The sequence below is a fragment of the Sorangiineae bacterium MSr11367 genome (assembly GCA_037157805.1).
GTDB classification, from domain to species: Bacteria; Myxococcota_A; Polyangia; order Polyangiales; family Polyangiaceae; genus Pendulispora; species Pendulispora rubella.
Genome location: CP089983.1, coordinates 3,074,196 through 3,091,909, shown reverse-complemented (window position 1 = coordinate 3,091,909; position 17,714 = coordinate 3,074,196). Strand labels below are relative to the sequence as shown.

At 62.3% G+C, this 17,714-nt stretch carries 11 protein-coding genes; 5 read left to right on the top strand and 6 right to left on the bottom strand.

Annotated features, from left to right (window positions below):
- Positions 1-53: 53 nt before the first annotated feature.
- The 4 genes from LVJ94_12410 to LVJ94_12395 all read right to left on the bottom strand — a co-directional run bounded on the left by LVJ94_12410 (position 54) and on the right by LVJ94_12395 (position 7,881).
- Positions 54-530, bottom strand: a complete 477-nt coding sequence (locus LVJ94_12410) for a hypothetical protein (GenBank protein WXB08031.1) — start codon at positions 528-530, stop codon at positions 54-56.
- Between the two features lie 463 nt (positions 531-993).
- Positions 994-2,160 carry a beta-lactamase family protein gene (locus tag LVJ94_12405; protein WXB08030.1) on the bottom strand — a complete coding sequence of 389 codons (1,167 nt, stop codon included), beginning with the start codon at positions 2,158-2,160 and terminating at the stop codon, positions 994-996.
- Positions 2,161-2,365: 205 nt separating this feature from the next.
- Complete coding sequence (locus LVJ94_12400; protein ID WXB08029.1) at positions 2,366-4,222, bottom strand: 2-hydroxyglutaryl-CoA dehydratase; 1,857 nt, start codon at positions 4,220-4,222, stop codon at positions 2,366-2,368.
- A gap of 5 nt (positions 4,223-4,227) precedes the next feature.
- Entirely contained in the window at positions 4,228-7,881 is a 3,654-nt protein-coding gene (locus LVJ94_12395; protein ID WXB08028.1) for an acyl-CoA dehydratase activase-related protein, read from the bottom strand.
- A gap of 448 nt (positions 7,882-8,329) precedes the next feature.
- Here LVJ94_12395 and LVJ94_12390 point away from each other — a divergent pair, with 448 nt between their 5' ends.
- Positions 8,330-8,977 (top strand): hypothetical protein, encoded by a 648-nt coding sequence (locus LVJ94_12390; GenBank protein WXB08027.1) that lies wholly within the window; start codon positions 8,330-8,332, stop codon positions 8,975-8,977.
- On the opposite strand, the gene LVJ94_12385 is transcribed toward LVJ94_12390, so the two are convergent.
- The gene (locus LVJ94_12385) at positions 8,974-9,777 is read right to left on the bottom strand and encodes a hypothetical protein (GenBank protein ID WXB08026.1); all 804 of its coding nucleotides are present in this window, start codon (positions 9,775-9,777) and stop codon (positions 8,974-8,976) included. The genes LVJ94_12390 and LVJ94_12385 overlap by 4 nt on opposite strands.
- Positions 9,774-11,261 (bottom strand): fibronectin type III domain-containing protein, encoded by a 1,488-nt coding sequence (locus tag LVJ94_12380; protein ID WXB08025.1) that lies wholly within the window; start codon positions 11,259-11,261, stop codon positions 9,774-9,776. The genes LVJ94_12385 and LVJ94_12380 overlap by 4 nt, the downstream gene beginning before the upstream one ends.
- Positions 11,262-11,384: 123 nt before the next feature.
- Here LVJ94_12380 and LVJ94_12375 point away from each other — a divergent pair, with 123 nt between their 5' ends.
- From LVJ94_12375 to LVJ94_12360, 4 genes are all read left to right on the top strand, one after another.
- Positions 11,385-11,951, top strand: coding sequence for a HupE/UreJ family protein (locus LVJ94_12375; protein ID WXB08024.1), 567 nt, complete (start codon positions 11,385-11,387; stop codon positions 11,949-11,951).
- A gap of 18 nt (positions 11,952-11,969) precedes the next feature.
- Positions 11,970-12,587 (top strand): TetR/AcrR family transcriptional regulator, encoded by a 618-nt coding sequence (locus LVJ94_12370; protein ID WXB08023.1) that lies wholly within the window; start codon positions 11,970-11,972, stop codon positions 12,585-12,587.
- 200 nt (positions 12,588-12,787) lie between these two features.
- On the top strand, positions 12,788-13,921 hold the full coding sequence (locus LVJ94_12365) for an efflux RND transporter periplasmic adaptor subunit (GenBank protein ID WXB08022.1): 1,134 nt from the start codon (positions 12,788-12,790) through the stop codon (positions 13,919-13,921).
- 15 nt (positions 13,922-13,936) lie between these two features.
- The gene (locus LVJ94_12360) at positions 13,937-17,572 is read left to right on the top strand and encodes an efflux RND transporter permease subunit (protein ID WXB08021.1); all 3,636 of its coding nucleotides are present in this window, start codon (positions 13,937-13,939) and stop codon (positions 17,570-17,572) included.
- Positions 17,573-17,714 lie beyond the last annotated feature (142 nt).

Here is a 17,714-nt window from a genome sequence, read left to right as displayed (position 1 = left end):
TGGAAGGGTCAGACCGGCGCCGATCGAAAAGGTTCCCGAGAAAGAAAAAAGTTTCAATCTTCGGGCACGTCGCCCGACGGGATGCACAAGACGATTCGCTCGCAGCTTCGCGCATCCAACGCATCCAACGCGCCGTGGAGGTCATCCCATGGGCGGGTTTGCCAGTCGCGCTTTGCTTCTTCGCCCAACGCCGCCGCGGCTTGCGCCAACGTTACCTCCGGTGGCACCACGGTGAGTGCCGCGGTGGGGATGGCCGCCCGCTCGGCCCATGCGCCTCCGTCCACGAGGCCGACGACCCGCGCACCGCGGGGAGGCCCCGAGCCATCGGCGGCAGCCTGGAGCACGAGGCCGGCGACGCCACGCCCGGGGATCCACGATTCGGTTTGCTGGCACAAACGATCCACGTCGTCGCGATCGAGGCCGAACGCGACCACGGAAACCAAGGCTTCATTGACGCGGGCAATGGGTGGCGGGACTTCACGGATCGCCACGCGCCACGGTGCATCGGGGATCACGGTCCAAGCTTTCATGTGCACTCTGTCATCTCGACCCACGCCAACGACGGTTGCCATAGATACGACGAACGAGCGACTGCGCATGGCGTCGATAGGGCAAAATCCTCGAAATCGACCCCATCTGCCGACCTCGGCCTCGTTCCGCACCATCCTCACCGGACGCGAGAGGGCGCGACGCGTGGGTGCCAATGCGACGCATTCACCAAGGCATCTCCGAATGGCCCGACGCGCAGGCGAATCGGTCGCGCGGCGACGTGGGACGTGGGACGTGCGCCGAGCTTGGTGCGGATGTTGCTGCAAGGCACCGGCATCATGAGATCGGAAATCATTGCCGAAGTGAAGGCGATTCGCTTCGCGATGTCGAGCTGCGCAAGCTTCCTCCTCTCGATCGGGCTTGCGGCGGCCGGGGTCGATCCGCTCGGCCGACGCCCGTCGATTCCGCAGCACCGAGAGGTCGTACGCCGTCCGACGCATCCCATCACAGAGGAAACGGGCTTTCAGGCGTTACAATCTTCGTCATGTCTTTGGCAATTCGAGACGTCGCCGTTCGACCGTCGTGCGGAATATCCGTAGTGAGCAGGATGACCAGCGACACGTCCCGTGAGACCCGATGAACCACCAGGCTCTCGAAGCCTGCAATCGATCCATTGTGCCCCAACCATCCCCCCGCATCGAACAGGCCGAGCGCGTAGGAGACGGCGGCCTTCTGGGAAATGAGGGCCCCCTTCAAACGCAGCGCGTACGTCTCCGGCGTCAGGAGGCGCCCCGTGGCCAGGGCCCTCGCCCAAAGTCGCATATCGTCCAACTTGGAAATGACGGCACCCGCCGCTCCCGCGGACCACAGATTCCATTCCGAGCCGTCCACCACCCGCCCATCGGGCGTCTGGTTCGTGTACGCATGTGGATGCGGCGCCGGAAAGAACGACGTGGTCGGATAGCTCGTATTCGTCAGGTGAAGTGGGGTGAATACGTGTTCCTGGAGGTACTCGCCCAACGGCTGCCCGCTGACGGTTTCGATCACCCGGCCGAGCAACACGGTGTTCGTATTGCTGTAGGCGAAGCGGGTCCCCGGCTCGAAGGACAATGGGTGCTGGAAGCCATATCCAAGTAGTTCGTCGGTCGTAAAAACGTGATGGGGGTCGCCGACCAGCGTCCTCGTGAAATCGGCATCGGCGTAAAAGTCATGAAGTCCACTCTGCATGCCGGCGAGGTGCCGCAACGTGATGCGGTTGCCCTCGGGCACGCCGGTGACGTATTTGAGAATGGGGTCATCCAGGCCAACCTTTCCCTGATCGACCAACTGCAGCAACGCGGTAACGGTAAACGTCTTGGTCACGCTGCCGATGCGCATGTACAGATCGGTCTTCATCGCTGCACCCGTGGCCTTGTCGGCCACGCCGAAGGCACGCACGTAAGCACCTCGATCAGGCATCCACAGGCCCACGAGCACGCCCGGGATATCCATCTCGTGCATGCCTTGAAGAACGGCCTCGTCGAGTCGCTTTGCCACGCTGGCATCGAGCTCGTCCAACTGCAGATCGGGCTCGCCGGCATCGGACGACGGTTGATCTTCGCGGCATGCCGCACTCCCAAATAGGGTTGCGGCCAAAGCCACGACCCACGACATACGTGTGAACGTCCGCATTTCGACCTCGCCTAAGAGATGCTCCCCCGCGAGGTTCGTCGCACCGGTTCACGAAATTCCGATTTGACGCATTCACACCGAAGCAGCGTCGCAGGTCGAAATCCACATCGACCGAAGAGCCGATGGCCCAGACGCCATACGACAAAAGACGAACGGCGGGACCTCTTGCGAGGGCCCGCCGCCGTTACGAATTTCAGCTGGTACGTTATTCCGCCGCGTCGGCTACCACGGGATTGGACTCTTTCTTCTCGGCGCGTGCGCGACGCGCTGCCTTCTTCTCCTCGGTGAAGGCGAGGATGTCTTGCTTCACGCGCTCCGTCACGGCCGGCGCATTCTCCGCCGCCGCCTTGACCATCTTGATGACCATGTGCGGCGACTTCTGCGCCAGCTCCTGGCTCTTGCGCGCCGTCACGCTGAGCCGATCGCGCAAACGCTCCCAGCGCGTTTGCGTGATGTGCGACGCCACCTCGGCGGCGAGATCGGCCGCGTTGCCTGCGTGACGGTGCGGTGCCTTGTAGAGCGGGCTCGCAAAGCTCGGCGTCGCGTCCAGGAAGGCCTGGATTTGCTCGCGCGTGAGCCCCTTCTCCTCGAGCACGCGCTCGTACTCGCTCAGGGCGGCCTGCTTCGCCTTGAAGAGGTACATCTGCACGCGTGAATAGAAGTTGACCCGGCCGTCGCCGCTCGTCTCCACGGGGCAGAAAATCGTCCCCGGGAACTTCTCGGTGATGGCCGATTGCACGCCGTCGGAAACGCCGGCGCTGGGCATGCAGCCGAACGGCTTCACGCTGAGCGTCATGTGCGCCTTCGCGTGCGTGACGTTCATGATGAGCTTTCCAACTTCCATGTGCCCTTCGCCGCCGCGAAGGTCGTTGTTGTAATACTCGTGGCTAATCTTCGCGATGACGTCCATGTCCGGCAGGTGGTAGCCATAGAGCCCGCCGGTATACGCGAAGGTGTGGAACAGCACGCGCACCAGCTTGTCCGCCGCCGTCACCGCGAGGATCTTCTTCATCGCGCCGAACGTGCCCAAGCCGCCCAGACCGAACTTGGCCGTGTCCTGCGCCTTCAGGTCCTTGCGCTCGATGGTGTCGCGCCGCGCTTCCCAGATCGTATAAAGGATCCACGCCGTCACCAATTGGATATCGGCTTCGGCGCCCTCGCTCTCCAAAAAGCGCTGGAGTTGGTAGTTGCCGTCTCCCTCGGTGGTCATCGCCCAGAACTCGCCGATGATGCTGACCTTGGGCTTGGGCAAGGTCTTGTCGACCTTGATCGCCTCGAACAGCGGCTTGCAGCTCCAGAGGGCCAGCAGAATGTTCGTGCGTTTCTCCATCGCCGCGTAGCAGATCTTCTTCGCCTGCTCGATCGCGCGATCGGTATCGCCCGCGGTGAGCTCGTAGGGGCGCAGGCGGTAGCCGATGGCATTGAGCACGTCGCCCACTACGATGCCCTTGATGATGGCCCAGAAGAACGTGGGGTTCATCTCCAGGCCGCTGGCCTCGCCCGTGGCTTGCTTCAAGCCGCCGGTCTGCTGGAACAGCATGACCCGGAAGCCGTCGAAGCCGGCATCGCGCAGCGCCTTGCGGTACTCGGTCACGTACATGCCGAAGCGGCACGGACCGCAGGCCCCGGCGGTCAAGAAGACGTACTTCTTGACGATCTCCTCGGAGCTCATTCCGAACTTGTCACGCAGAATCGTCAAATACTGAATCAGATTTCCCACGGTGAAATACGTGGGATTGCACTGCCCGCGGTTGCCGAACTCCTTACCGAACTGCAGCGCGGCGTTGCTCGGCGCGTCGAGCATCTGCACGTTGTACCCAACGCCCTTGAGACCACCCTCGATGAGGTAGTCGTGCGCGAGGGTCAACCCACCGATCAGCATGGTGATGTGCGCACGCTCGGACTTGGTGAAGGTGAGCCCGGCCATTTCCTCGAGCCACTGGTCCGTCTGTTGGTCGAGTCCCAGGCGCTTGCGCTCTTCTTCTTCGAAACGGCGCAGTTCCGCTTCGACGTCAATCACCGGGAGCTTGGCCTTCGGCCGTACTTCGTAATTCGTGGTCATGTTCGTTACTCCCCTTCTTGCGCCATCAGAAACGGTTGTTCTTCGATTTGTGCAGGCTTCGTCGGGATCCGAACCACCCCGCCTGCGGTTTTTCTTCCAAGCTGCACCACGCCCGAAGGCGGTTCGGCACGAGCCGGGGGCGCCGGCGGTGCCTCGTACGCGCGAACCTTCGCGCGCAGCGCCTCGATTTCCGCGAGCAGCGCCGGGTCGCCGTTGTGGCGATGGCGCGCCGCGATCTGCTCGTTGCGCAGCTCGAGCAGCATCAGCTTCTTCTTGTCGAGCGCGTGCATCAACTCCTCGCGACGCTTGGATGCATCTTGCAAGCGTTCTTCGTGGAGCCTCAGCGCGTGCGCGTAGGTCTTCACGCGGATCTTGATCGACCCGCCCGGCTTGTTCGCGTCGATGTCGTGGAGCGCGGCGTAAGGCGTTTTGCTCGTCTCGATGATCGAGTCGATGAGGCCGTACGTCGGCGCGTCGTGACCGCACTTGAAGGACGAAAGGTCCAGCACGACCACGTTGGGATGGTGCGCCGCGAAGTTCGCCGCCCACACTTTCTGCGCGCTGTTGGCCGAGTAGTTCTCCGGCCACACGTGATTGAGCTCGAGCGGGGTCTTGATCGTCCCCTTCTCCAGCTCCTCTTTGTAATACTTGTCCAGATACTCCCGGCTCTTCGGAATCGAACGAATCGACAGAACCGGATAGCCAAGAACCTGGAACTCCTCCGGAATGCCGTGATTGAGCCCCGGATCCGAGTGGTACGGCCGCCCGATCATCAGAATGGCGACCCGATCCTCGTGCTCCACCGTCTCCAGGATGGCCCGGCCCTTCTCCTCCACGTCGCGATCGAACTCGGTGAGCGCCTTCCAGGCCTCGCGGCACGCGTGCTCGTTCTCGTCTTCGGTCACCCCGAGGCGCGGGCCCCACGTCTCGAACATGCGGCGCGCCATGAGCGTCGGCTCGGCGAACGACAGCGCCGGGTCCAAGTACTCGATGCCGCGCTGCTTGAAGAAGTCGATCTCCTTGGTGAACGCCGCCTTCATGACGTCCGGCGCGCCGGCCACGATGGGGCAGCACGCGTTGTCCATCGTGTCGGCCACGAAGGAATTCACGTGCGTGAGGATGGGGAAGAAGATGTATTTGAGCGGCTTCTTCTTATCCGGCATGTGCTGGTGGAACAGCAAATGGTGGATGTGCGCCTGCGCCACCTTGGACGGGTAGCACGGGTCAATCGAGCCGTATTTGCCACCCTCGACCCACATTTCCTCGGTGGTGGCATCGCTGAAGACGATATTCTGCCGCTGAATGCCAATCGCCTCGAAGTACGCGCGAATCCACGGCCCCGTCGAGTAGACGTTGAGCACGCGCGGAACGCCGATGCGCACGCTGCGCCGCTTTTGCCAGACTTCCTCGCTGGCGCGGTTGAACGGGCGAACCGTCTCCACGCGGCGCGTGCCGAAGATGCCCTTCTTCACCTCGGTGGTGCGGATGGGCGACTTGTCCTCCGGCATGGGCACGCCCTTGTAGAAGTGCATGAAGGCGCGCTTCGACTCGTAGTCGACCATGTTGGGGAACTGCTGCGCGATCTTCTTGCGGTCCGCCACCAGCGCGAGCATCGCCTCCTTCGACTCGACGGTGCCCTTCTCGCACGAGAAACCGGCGATGTAGCGGCTGGTCGTGCCGTCGGGGCGGCGCGTGTCGATGAAGGTGCGCTTGCACTCGTTCTCGCAGAAGTGGCACACCGTCTCTTCGTCGTTCTTCGTGGTGAATTCCAGGTCCAACGTCGCCTGGACACCGATGAAGCTGGATTTGCCTTTGCGCTTCACCACGCGCAAGGTCTCCATCGCCGCGCCGATGGCGCCGGCCTCGCCCGTGTGCGGGTGCACGAACACCTCCGCCTCGGGCACGCGCTCCTTGATGTAGTCGACCTGCGCCTTCACCGCGGCCAAGTTGTATTGCGTGCCGCCCTGGAGCACGAACCTTCGCCCCAGTGCCGCGAGGCGCGGGATCTGCACCACGTATTGCCACACGTTCTTCGGCAGCACTTGGGCAAGGCCGGCGAGCATTTCCTCTTTGGAGAATCCCTCTTTTTGGAAATTGACCCGGTCCGTATCCAAGAACACCGCGCAGCCGTAAGAGAACTTCGGCGCGAGTTCGGCTTTGAAGGCCACGTCGGCGTATTGCGTGACCGGCACACCGAACGAATCGCTGGTGGCCTGGAGCAACATGCCATTTCCGGCGGAGCAGCTATTGGACAATCGGAAGTTGGCGATATCGCCATTCTTCATGAACAAGACTTTGATATCTTGCCCGCCGATGTCGCAGATGACGTCGACGTCGCCGAAGAAGTGCACGGCGCTCATCATGTGAGCGACGGTCTCCACCACGTTCACGTCGGAGTTGACGCACTCTTGCAGAACGTCGGCCGCGTAGCCCGTGGCGCCGAAGCCCATGACCTCGAGGGTTGCGCCCTGATCGACCTCCACGTAATCGCGGAGCTGCTTCAAAAGGTCCTTGGTGTCGACGATGGGATTGCCCTTGGAAAGTTGGTATCCCTTGCAAATGAGTTCGCCCGACTCGTAGTCGACCAACACCGCCTTGCTGGAGGTGCTGCCGCCGTCCAACCCGATAACCCCCTTCACGAGGGAGCCCGGTTCGAGCTTCATCGGCTGGAACTTGGCAATCGAATACAACTCACGGAACTGCAGGAGCTCTTCTTCGTTCTTCGAGAGCGGAGGGCCCGCCGATTCGCCCAGGCGCGCCTTGCGGCCCGTGGTCATGTAATCGCGCAGACCCTTGAGGGTGCTGTCCAGCACGCCGATGCTGGCATCCTCGTGCAGGCCGTAGAGCACCGCGCCCAGGGCAGCGTAGTATTGCGCGTTGTTCGGAACGAAGATGAGCTCTTCGACCGGCATGTCCTTCGGGTAATCGTAGCCGCGCTCGTCCCACGTTTGCGGGATGCGCAGGCGCCAGCAATCCTGCAGGAACGGCAGGTACGTATTGGGCCCGCCCAGGAGGCAGACCTTGTGCTTCAGGGTGCCGCCGCGCGTTAGAACGCTGAGGTTCTGCAGCACGATGGCGTCGGCCAAGGAGCAGAGCACCTCGGTCGCGGGAATGCCATTCTTGATCAGGTTGACGATGTCCGTCTCGGCGAAGACGCCGCACTTGGCGGCGACGTGGTGCAGCTTCGAGTCGTCGAAGCGCAGGGTCGTCACCAGCTCGGACGGGGCGTTCACCTTGAGGAAGCACTTGTCGATGGTGGCGCCCGTGCCGGAGGCGCACTTGTCGTTCATCGAGGCGGTGGCGGTCTTCTCGCCGTCCTGCCCCGACTTGAACATGATGATCTTCGCATCTTGCCCGCCGAGCTCGATGACCGAGCCGCAGTCCGGGTGGAGGTGCTCCACGGAGAGGGAGACGGCGTTCACCTCCTGGACGAACTTGCCGCCGGTGGGCCCGCAGAGCGGGCCGGCCCCCGAGCCGGTGAGGAACATTTTCCAGGGCGTCTCGGTGCTCCCCTCCGGAAACGCGCCGAGGATGGTCTCGAGCATCGCGAGCACGTACTCGGGCTGCTTCGTGTGGTGGCGCTGGTAGTCGCTCCACAATATTTCCTTGGTTTGGGCGTCGACGACGACGGCTTTGACCGTCGTGGAGCCTACGTCCATCCCAATGACAAGCTGTCGGCCTGCTCCCGCCATTGCTTTCTCCCGCTTGCGCGATCCGGTGCAGCCTGGACACGCGTGTCAGTTCCCAGCCCGTATCCTCGTGCCGGGGAGTAGCAAAGCGCAAGTCAAATGCATTCCCCCTCCGACTGACACGCGTGTCAGCGGGCGCGACGGATGACCTGCGCGTGGGCTTCGGGTGCGGCGTCGAGGCTGCATGGGTGCGGTGGCGAAGCTACGGCGTTGGGGGACGACTCCAGCAAGGCGACGCTCCAACTCGGCCACTGCGACGCTCCAATCCGGCCGTCGTATCGGCCGCCGGATGTGAAAGTTGCACGGTAATGCCGACATCCCGGCGCAATCTTGCTATGGTGGCGCCCTCTCCGACCCCAAGTTGCGGCGATCCATCGCCGCGATGTCACGTAGCACGTGCCTTGCTTACAAGGTGACCATGCAGCGGCTTCTCTCCCAACTCGAACGGATATCGCTCGACCCGGCGGAGGTGGCTGCTGCTTGCCGCGATGCCGGCGTCGCCTTTCTAGAGACCCGGCGCTGGAACAAGCGCGACCTCGCGGAGTGGTTGGTCGAATCCTACCAGTTCGCAACCTTGCGGGGTCACGGTGGTGGTGTTCCGAAGCATCAGGGCACCGTCGCCAAGGAGACGGTCACGGATCTGGTGGACCGGGTCCGCAACGAGGTGACCGACGCGCTCGACCACATCCTCACGGGCGACCCAACCTTCGCCGAGGATTGCGTCCGCGCCGGCCACGTGGCGACCCTCCAGATCGGAAACGGGCGCGTGATGTACGTGGCGATGAACCACAAGTCGCTGCGCCTGTCCGACCGGGTGCTCTCGCTCTTCGCGGCCGACTATCTGATGCGGCCGCAAGATTACCGCTGCAGGCTGTCCGTCTGCGAATATTGCCGCAAGGTCTCCTTCGACAAGGAGTGCGTGCATCCGCAGAGCGGTGTCTTCGCCCCTGGTGGCCGGGAGCTCGCCGGAGAGAGCCTTCCGACGCATACCATCGTGGTCGAAGAGGACGAGGTCGAGGAACTCGGCGTCGACGACATCATCGTGCTGGAGTCGCTGGCGAGTTAAGCGGGGTGGCTACTCGTGGTGCGCCGCCGCGCCATGAGCGTGATGGCGGCCCATGCGATGAACGCGAGCAGGCTCGCGGCGATCGCGGCGTGTATGTACAGTGAACCGCTCCACCTGGCTGGCTTCTCGTTCAATGACGACGGCGGGGGGAAGAGCGCGGGGAATAGCGAGAGGCGGTCGGCTCGCGCGGGTTCGCGAAAGGCCTCGGGGTGTACCCAAATGGGCGCGCCCGTGAAGGTATGAGCCTGGGTCTTTCCGTCGGCGAAGAAGATCCCGAGCAAGAAGACTTTGAACGGCTGGTCCGCCACGAAGGGACGAAAGTCGACCTCGACGCCCGCCTTGTCGATGCCACGGCAGCGTAATCCTTGGGGGTCGCAGGCCCGTCGGCAAAGTGGAACGTGACCGGCGATCCGGCCGGAAACGACGTTCCCGACGCCGACAACGAGGCGACGAGATTGCCCACTTGGAACGCGACGCGACTCCCCGGCTCGAAATAGCCGTCTTTGAGGAAATAGCCCCCCGAAGTAGAATCCCTTGGGCAAGCTGGCGAAGTCGAAGTTCCCCGCCGCCGATTGCGCGTAGGACCACGCCGTGGCCGACGTCCCCGCCCCCGGTGTTTGCCCTGCCCTGTAAATGCCGACCCAATCTTTGGCCAGTGCGGGCCCGCCCGCGAGCTTCACCGTGACGGTCTGCCCGACATCGTATTTCGCGGCGGTCGTTTGAAGAACGGGAATGTCGCCGTAATAAAACGATGCGCGCTTGGCGAGCTCTTTGTAGCCATCGTTCTCGAAGAGGTTCACCCAATAGAGATTGCTCGCCGGGAGCGCGAACGAGGTGGTCCCCGACGCGGTGGGGGAGTACGTCCAGGCCGTGGACGGCGTCGGGCCGGGCGTCTGCCCATCGACATAGAAAAAATGTCGACGTCTTTGTTCTTGTCGACCCACCAGTACTTCGGCGTGCCGCTTTCGCCCGTCGTTCCAAATAGGTCTTCGTAATCGCGGTACGAATCGACTTCGAGCGAGGTGAACGCCGCCGTGGGCGCGACCTGAAATTGCGTACTGTTGTTTGGCTCCTGGCTCGGGCTCGCGTACGCCGAGCTATGAAACGTGAACGGCAAGGTGACCGGCGCCGTCGGCGCTTCTTGGATGGCCGGCTTCTGCGGCGCGGCCTGTTGCTTGCGCCGGTGGAAGGAATCGATGAGCGTACTGGGGAAATAACCGAGCTTGGGGCTCCCCATGGCGTACGTCTCGTTGAAAACGTCGCCCTTCGCCTGATCGACGTCGACGATCTGGTAAGGCCAGAAGTCGATGGTCTTCTGCACGTCGTCGAAATCCGTTTCGTTCGACTGGCCCCAATATTGGTCCCACGCCGTGCCGCCCGAAATGAGGTTGTATAGCGGCTCGTTGCGAAGCTGGCCGCGCGCGTAAAGATGATGATGCGCACCGACGACGAAAACCGATTTGGGCGTCTTGGTGAGGATGGGCGCAACGATGTTGCGCATCCACGTGGAGATGTCACCGACGTACTGCTCGGCCTGATACGGGCGATGCCCGAGCGTGAAGCTCCAATCGACCCCCGTGTCGGCGGACGCATGGCCCACCAAGCGCTCCACGTAGCTGGCCTGCTCCGTCGACGTATGCTCCGTATCGGTCATGATGAAGAGCAGATTGGCCGCGCGAAGCGCGTAATACTTTTCGACATCGGCGGCGGGCGGGGCGATGCCGGCGTACTCCAATGCGTCATAGGCGAAGAGCTGCTTGTACAGCGCGAGATCCGTATCGTAATACGTCTCGTGGTTGCCGACGATGGTGGTCGTGGGAATGTACGGCGTGATCAAGGCCGATTGCTTGAAGTGAAGATTGCGCCAATGCTCGACATTCCCCACGTCGACTTGGTCACCCACGTTCACGTTGAGGCGAATCGCATCTTCGATGTACCCGCCGAACTTCTCCACGATCTTGTCGCGCGCGGCGGCGACCATCTTCGTGTGGCGCGGCTGATCGATAATCTGATGATCGCCGATGATGAGGAAACGAAAGTGGCCTTGTTTGTCGCCCGGCGGAGGGAGCGTGCGGAATCGGTACGTGCGCGAGACTTGGGTGCCGGTTTTGACGCGGTACCAATAGCGCGTATCCGGGGACAGGTTGTCGAGCTTCACGAGATGGTACGAGGCCGCGCCGAGATCCTGCGTCGATCCCGTGGCACTGCGATCCAGCGAAGCTTCCGCGATTCCGAATTCGACGTTCGACTCGGTCCCGGTATCGGTCCACCAGGAAACCCACATCGAGTCCTCGATCCGTCGGGCCCCTCGGTCGGCCACGTCTTTCGTCCTTCGACGGAGGAACTCTGGCTCGATCGCACCGCATCTTCTTCGGGCGAGACGTGGACAGCCTTCGTTGCGCAAGGCGTGCATCACATTCTGACCGGATTCGACCACCTGGCCTTCGTCATCTCCCTCGTCCTCGTGGTCACGAGCCTCCGCGAACTCGCCCTGGTGATCACCTCCTTCACCCTCGCGCACAGCATCACCCTCGCCCTGGGCGCGCTCGACATCGTCTGCCCGCCGGCGGCCTTCATCGAGCCCACCATCTGCGTGACCATCCTCTTCGTCGCCATCGAGAACCTGATCCTGGCCCGCGGCGTCTCGCTCCCATCGCTTCGCTGGCGCCCTACCCTCACCTTCGCCTTTGGGCTCATCCACGGCTTTGGCTTCAGCAACCAACTGCGCGAGCTCGGACTGCGCGCCCATGGCCTGGCAAAAACGTTGGTCGCCTTCAACCTCGGCGTCGAACTGGGGCAGCTCCTGGTCGTCCTCCCCCTCTTCTTCGCCCTGGGCTACATCGTTAAGTGGTTCACGAACCCCTCGCGGGCCAAACGCCGCATCGTCTTCGGCACAAGCGGAATCGTCGCCGCGCTCGCGCTCGTGTGGCTCACGGAACGCATCACCGACACACACATTCTACCATTCGGATAAGCTAGTATCTTCGATCCGTTGGAAAAGTCCGAGCGCCGGCAAAAGTTACTCATTCACGCGCGCGACGTGTTCGCGAAACGCGGCTACCACGCGGCCAAGGTGGAGGACATCGTCACCGCGGCCGGTGTGGCGCGCGGAACGTTCTACCTCTACTTCGCCGACAAGCGGGCCATCTTCGAGGAGATCGTCGATCGCTTCATCGCCAAGCTCGCGATGAACATCGTCCGCGTCGACCCCTACGACCAAGCGCGCAGCGTGGCCGACCAGGTCTCGGAGAACATCCGCCGCATCGTCAGCATCTTGCTCGAGGACCGCGCCACCACGAAGATCCTCCTCGCCGATGCCCTCGGTGTCGACCCAGCCTTCGACCGGCGCCTCCACTCCTTCTACGACGAAGTGGGCAAGCTCCTCGAACAGAGCCTGCGTGACGGCCAGGAGCTGGGCATCGTCGAAATCGGCGACGCCGCCATGTACGCCATCATGACCCTCGGCGTCGTCAAAGAGCTCCTGTATCAGGTCATCTTGCGCGGTTGGGATCACCCCGAGGAAACCATCGTCGAAGAGATCTTCACCTTCCTCCGACGCGGCTACCTACGGGTCGAACCCTCCAAATCACGCGCGCAGAAACGCCGCTGATTCCAAAAGAGCTGCCTCGCTGGGAGGCAGAGAAACACCATCGTGCATGTCGGCGACGTGACGCATGTCCCATTCTAACTGAACGGTACGCGGGAACATTTTTCGCGACTTCGCAGAAGAGCTACGTATAATGATCAGCATCATCGTCCGCTAACATTCGAATCTCCCGTACCATCGGTACCGACGGAGGGGATGCCGATATGCACGCTACACATGCTGCAATTCGATGGGTCTTTCCCATTGCCGCGTTGATCGTCGCGGCCTGCCACCGTGGTGAGGGCGCAAATAACAGCGCAAATGTGCCCATTCCGGTCAAAGTGCGCGCGGTCGAGACACCCGCCGATGCGCGCGGTGCTCGTTATTCGGGCAGCATCGAACCGGCCACCCGGATCGATTTGGCATTCAAGGTGGGAGGGTACATTCGCGAACTTCTTCAAGTGAAGGACAGTGATGGCAAAATGCGAAAAGTCCAAGAGGGCGATTTCGTCAAAGCCGGCACCGTCCTCGCGTCGATTCGTGAAAGCGATTACCAGCAGAAGGTCGCCCAAGCCAATGCCCAACTCGCGCAAGCAAATGCCAATCAGAAGCAAGCGCAAATCGATTACGATCGCGTGCAAAAACTCGTGGCCACCAACGCCATCGCCCCTGCCGAATTGGATTCGATGACCGCGAAGCTGGCCACCTCCAAGGCGCAAGTGCAAGGCGCCCAGGCCCAAGTCGGCGATGCGACGATTCTGCTGGGCGACACCACCCTTCGCGCCCCGATCGATGGGGTCGTCCTCAAGCGTGGCATCGAGGCCGGCACCTTCGTGGGGCCCGGCACCGTCGGATTCGTCGTCGCCGACACGAAGAAGGTCAAATTCGTATTCGGTGCACCCGACACCTTGATCGAAAAATTGAAAATGGGTGCCACCCTGGGCATCCGCGTGGATGCCTTGGGGGCCGACTTCGACGGCACCATCACCCGCATCGCGCCCTCGGCCGATCCCAAGAGCCGCGTGTTCGAAGTGGAGATTACCGTCCCCAACCCCAAGGATACATTGAAGGTCGGCATGGTCGCCTCGCTCAAGGTACCAGAGGGCGCCATTCAGGAGACCGCGCTGGCCTTGCCGCTCACCGCCATCGTTCGCTCGCCGAGCAATCCGCGGGGCTTTTCGGTATTCGTGGCCACCAAAGAGGGTGACCGCGAAATGGCCAATCTGCGCGACGTGGAGCTGGGTGACGTTTTGGGCAACGGCGTGCAGGTCACCCGCGGGCTCCAACGCGGAGAACGCGTCGTCTGCATGGGCGCGACGCTCCTCATCGACAAATCTCCGATTCGCGTTCTTCCCTAGCCAAAGGCACCCATCATGTCTCACGGCACCGAAGGAAAGTCGGACGAACAACGTATTGCCACCACCCGAAACATCGCACGCTACTTCGTCGAGACGCGCGCGGTCGCCTGGGTTCTGCTCATCGGCACCATCTTCTGGGGCATTTTCAGCTACATGGCGATGCCCAAGCGCAAAGACCCCGAGGTGCAAGTGCGCGTCTCGGCCGCCATCGTCGCCTGGCCCGGCGCCACCGCCGAGAAGATCGAAGATCTCATCGTCCGCAAGATGGAGACGACCATCGCAGAGAACCAGAAGATCGAAAAGATCGAATCCACGGTTCGCCAGGGCGTGGCGGTCATCACCATCACGCTGATCGAAGGCTTGAAGGACGTCAGCAAAGAGCTCGACGACTTGGCACTGCGCCTCGCCGCGCTCAATGGCCGCCTTCCGCAGGGCGCATCGCCCATTCAGTATTTGCGCGACTTCGGCGACACGACCAACATGATGCTCACCGTGGCCAGCCCGCGGGCGAACGACATCGAGATCCAGCTCCGGGCACGGCCCATCGAGCGGCTCATTCGCGAAACGCGGGCGGGCGCGCCGACGGAATTCCAGGCCAAACGAGGAAGCCTCGTCTACGCGTTTCCGGTCACCTTGGACCCGAAAGATCTGCGCCGCACCGTGCAGGCCATGGGCGATTACGCACGCCTTCACAGCGACGTGGCCATCGCGCACGACATTCGCTTTTTCGAGGGTCCCGGCTTCATGGGCCTCGACGCCCAGACCGACGCCAAGGAAGGACAGATCCGCGACATCGCCCTTTCCTTCGTGCGCGATCGCATGCGCACCTCGGAGATTCACCCCGACGTGTGGCGCGCTGCCATCGTCTTCGACCCCGCGGAGACGGAAACGCGCCTTCGCGAGGTGGCCGAGGCGAAGTACTCGTACCGCGAGCTGGACGACTTCACCGATGCCATTCAAAAGCGGCTCCTGGGCGTCCCCATCGTCTCGCGGGTCACGCGCAGCGGGGTGCTTCCCGAGCGGGTCTTTCTGGACTTCTCGCAGGAGAAACTCGCCAGCTACGGCCTCACCGCCGATCAATTGAGCCAGGCCCTTGCCGCGCGCAACATCACCACGCCCGCTGGTGTGCTCGATATCGGTGGAAAGTCCCTGGGCATCGATGCCTCGGGGGAGCTTCGCGGTACGGACGACTTGAAGAATCTGCTCGTCGCCACCTCGACCGGCGGACAGCCCATGTACCTGCGCGACGTGGTCGACGTGACCCGCGGTTACGAGAGCCCTCCGTCGTATTTGAATCGCCTCACACGGCGCACGCGCCCTTCAGGAAATGCCAATGCCGCCGAGGGCCAATGGGAGCGCACGCGCGCCGTCACGCTCGGCGTGTTCATGCGCTCGGGCGCGCAAATTCAGGACTTCGGCGAGCAGGTCGACGCCGCCCTGGCCGAGGTGGGGCACTCGCTGCCCGAGGACCTCGTCATTGCGCGCACCAGTGATCAACCGCGGCAGGTCGTGGAAAACGTCGACCTGTTCATGCGCAGCCTGTTCGAGGCCGTGGCGCTGGTCGTCGTCGTCGCCCTCATCGGCTTTTGGGAGTGGCGCTCGGCGCTCATGCTCGCCTTGTGCATTCCCATTACACTGACGTTGACCTTCGGCATCATGAAGCTGCTGGGCATCGACGTTCAACAAATCAGCATTGCCTCGCTCATCATTGCGCTGGGCCTGCTCGTGGACAATCCCGTGGTGGCCTGCGACTCCATCAAGCAGAACTTGGGAATCGGTCACCCGCGCACGATCGCTACCTGGCTCGGGCCGACCAAATTGGCCATGGCCATCATCTTCGCCACGATCACGAACATCGTGGCCTACTTGCCATTCCTCTCCCTACCTGGCGACGTCGGCAATTTCATTTTCACCCTACCGGTGGTGCTCACCACATCGCTCATTGCATCGCTCATCGTCTCGTACACCTTCACGCCGGTACTCGCCTATTATCTGCTCAAGCCTCCGGCGAAGCTCGAGCCGACGATGCACGAGCGACGGCAGCGCGGCTTCGGTCGCTTCTACGAACGCATCGTCGGTCGGGCCATCGACCGCCGCTGGTGGGTCCTCGGTGGATCGGTCGCGCTTCTCGTGGTGGCCTTTGGATATGCCAAGCACCTGAAGAATGCGTTCTTCCCGCACGACCTTTCCTACCTATCGTACATCGATGTCTGGCTGCCGGAGGACGCGCCCATTGGCGAAACCAACGAGGCGGTTCGCAAGGTGGACGAGGTCGTGCGCACCACATTGGATGCGTTCGAGAAGACGCACGTAGGGGAAAGTGGAAAGCCGGAAAAGGTCTTGAAAACGATGACCACCTTCGTGGGCGGCGGCGGCCCGCGATTCTGGTTCTCCGTGGTGCCGGAGCAACAACAGGTCAACTACGCGCAGGTGGTGGTGGAGGTCTACGACAAGCACCAGACCGCCGAGATCATCGGGCCCTTGCAGCAAGCTTTGTCGCGCGAGGTGCCGGGCGCGCGCATCGACGTGCGCGAATTGGAAAATGGCAAACCGGTCGGCATCCCCGTGGCGGTGCGCATATCCGGCGAGGATATGGGCACATTGCGTACGTTTGCAGAAAAGGCGAAATCAATCTTCCGCGAGGCCGCCAAAACGGAACGCGTACGCGATGATTGGGGTGACGAAAGCTTCCAGGTCAAGTTGGAGGTGGATCCCGACCGAGCCAACCTCGCCGGGGTGACCAATCTGGACGTGGCCCGCTCCTCGGCCGGCGCACTCGATGGATTGGCCGTGGGGACCCTACGCGAGCGCGATCACCTGATCCCCATCGTATTGCGCCTTCGTGCTGCCGAGCGCGCTGCGCTGTCCGATGTCGAAAATTTGTATGTACAAGGCAGCATTTCCAATCAGCGCGTCCCGCTGCGTCAGGTTTCCAATGTGACGTATGGGATGGTCACCGAGAAAATCAAGCGGCGAAACCAGTTCCGCACCATCACCGTGTCGGCCATGCCCGAGCGCGGGACCCTGCCCTCGGAGATCATGAAGCACGTGCATGCGCCCCTGGCCAAGTTGTCCGCCGAGCTTCCGCCAGGTTTCACGTTGGAAATAGCCGGTGAAGAAGAGGAGCAGGTCAAAGGCTTCAAGAACCTGGTCGTCGTCCTCGGGATTTCGATTGCCTGCATTTTTCTGGCGCTGGTCATTCAATTCAAGAGCGCGACGAAGCCCATGGTCCTCTTTGCCGCCATTCCCTACGGAGTGGCCGGTGCCCTGGTTTCCCTGACGCTCATGGATGCGCCCTTTGGCTTCATGGCTTTCTTGGGCATCATCAGCCTCATTGGCGTGATTGTCAGCCACGTCATCGTGCTGTTCGACTTCATCGAAGAGCGCCACGCGGAAGGCGATTCGCTGCGCGACGCGTTGATTGACGCGGGCATTCTGCGCGTGCGACCGGTGCTGATCACGGTGGCCGCTACGGTATTTGCGCTGTTTCCATTGGCGGTCGAGGGAGGCCCCCTCTGGGAGCCGCTCTGTTATGCGCAAATTGGAGGACTCACCGTCGCAACCTTCGTCACTTTGCTCATCGTTCCCGTCCTCTATTCGATTTTCGTGCTCGATCTGAAAATCGTAAAGTGGGAAGGCAAGCACACATAAAAAACCATCGACACCGGCACTAAGAACGGGCAACCTCGCTGCCCTTTCAAAGGCCGTATCACCCATCCTGGCGGGGGGTCGCGCTCGGCGACGCCTCCGGCCGTTTCTTTCTTTGGCCCACGTGGGCTCTCGAGAATGGAGG

Coding starts and splice junctions, on each gene's coding strand:
- LVJ94_12390 (WXB08027.1), top strand. CDS start 8,330: ATGCAGCGGCTTCTCTCCCAACTCGAACGGATATCGCTCGACCCGGCG.
- LVJ94_12395 (WXB08028.1), bottom strand. CDS start 7,881: ATGGACGTAGGCTCCACGACGGTCAAAGCCGTCGTCGTCGACGCCCAA.
- LVJ94_12360 (WXB08021.1), top strand. CDS start 13,937: ATGTCTCACGGCACCGAAGGAAAGTCGGACGAACAACGTATTGCCACC.
- LVJ94_12365 (WXB08022.1), top strand. CDS start 12,788: ATGCACGCTACACATGCTGCAATTCGATGGGTCTTTCCCATTGCCGCG.
- LVJ94_12410 (WXB08031.1), bottom strand. CDS start 530: ATGAAAGCTTGGACCGTGATCCCCGATGCACCGTGGCGCGTGGCGATC.
- LVJ94_12380 (WXB08025.1), bottom strand. CDS start 11,261: ATGTGGGTTTCCTGGTGGACCGATACCGGGACCGAGTCGAACGTCGAA.
- LVJ94_12400 (WXB08029.1), bottom strand. CDS start 4,222: ATGACCACGAATTACGAAGTACGGCCGAAGGCCAAGCTCCCGGTGATT.
- LVJ94_12405 (WXB08030.1), bottom strand. CDS start 2,160: ATGCGGACGTTCACACGTATGTCGTGGGTCGTGGCTTTGGCCGCAACC.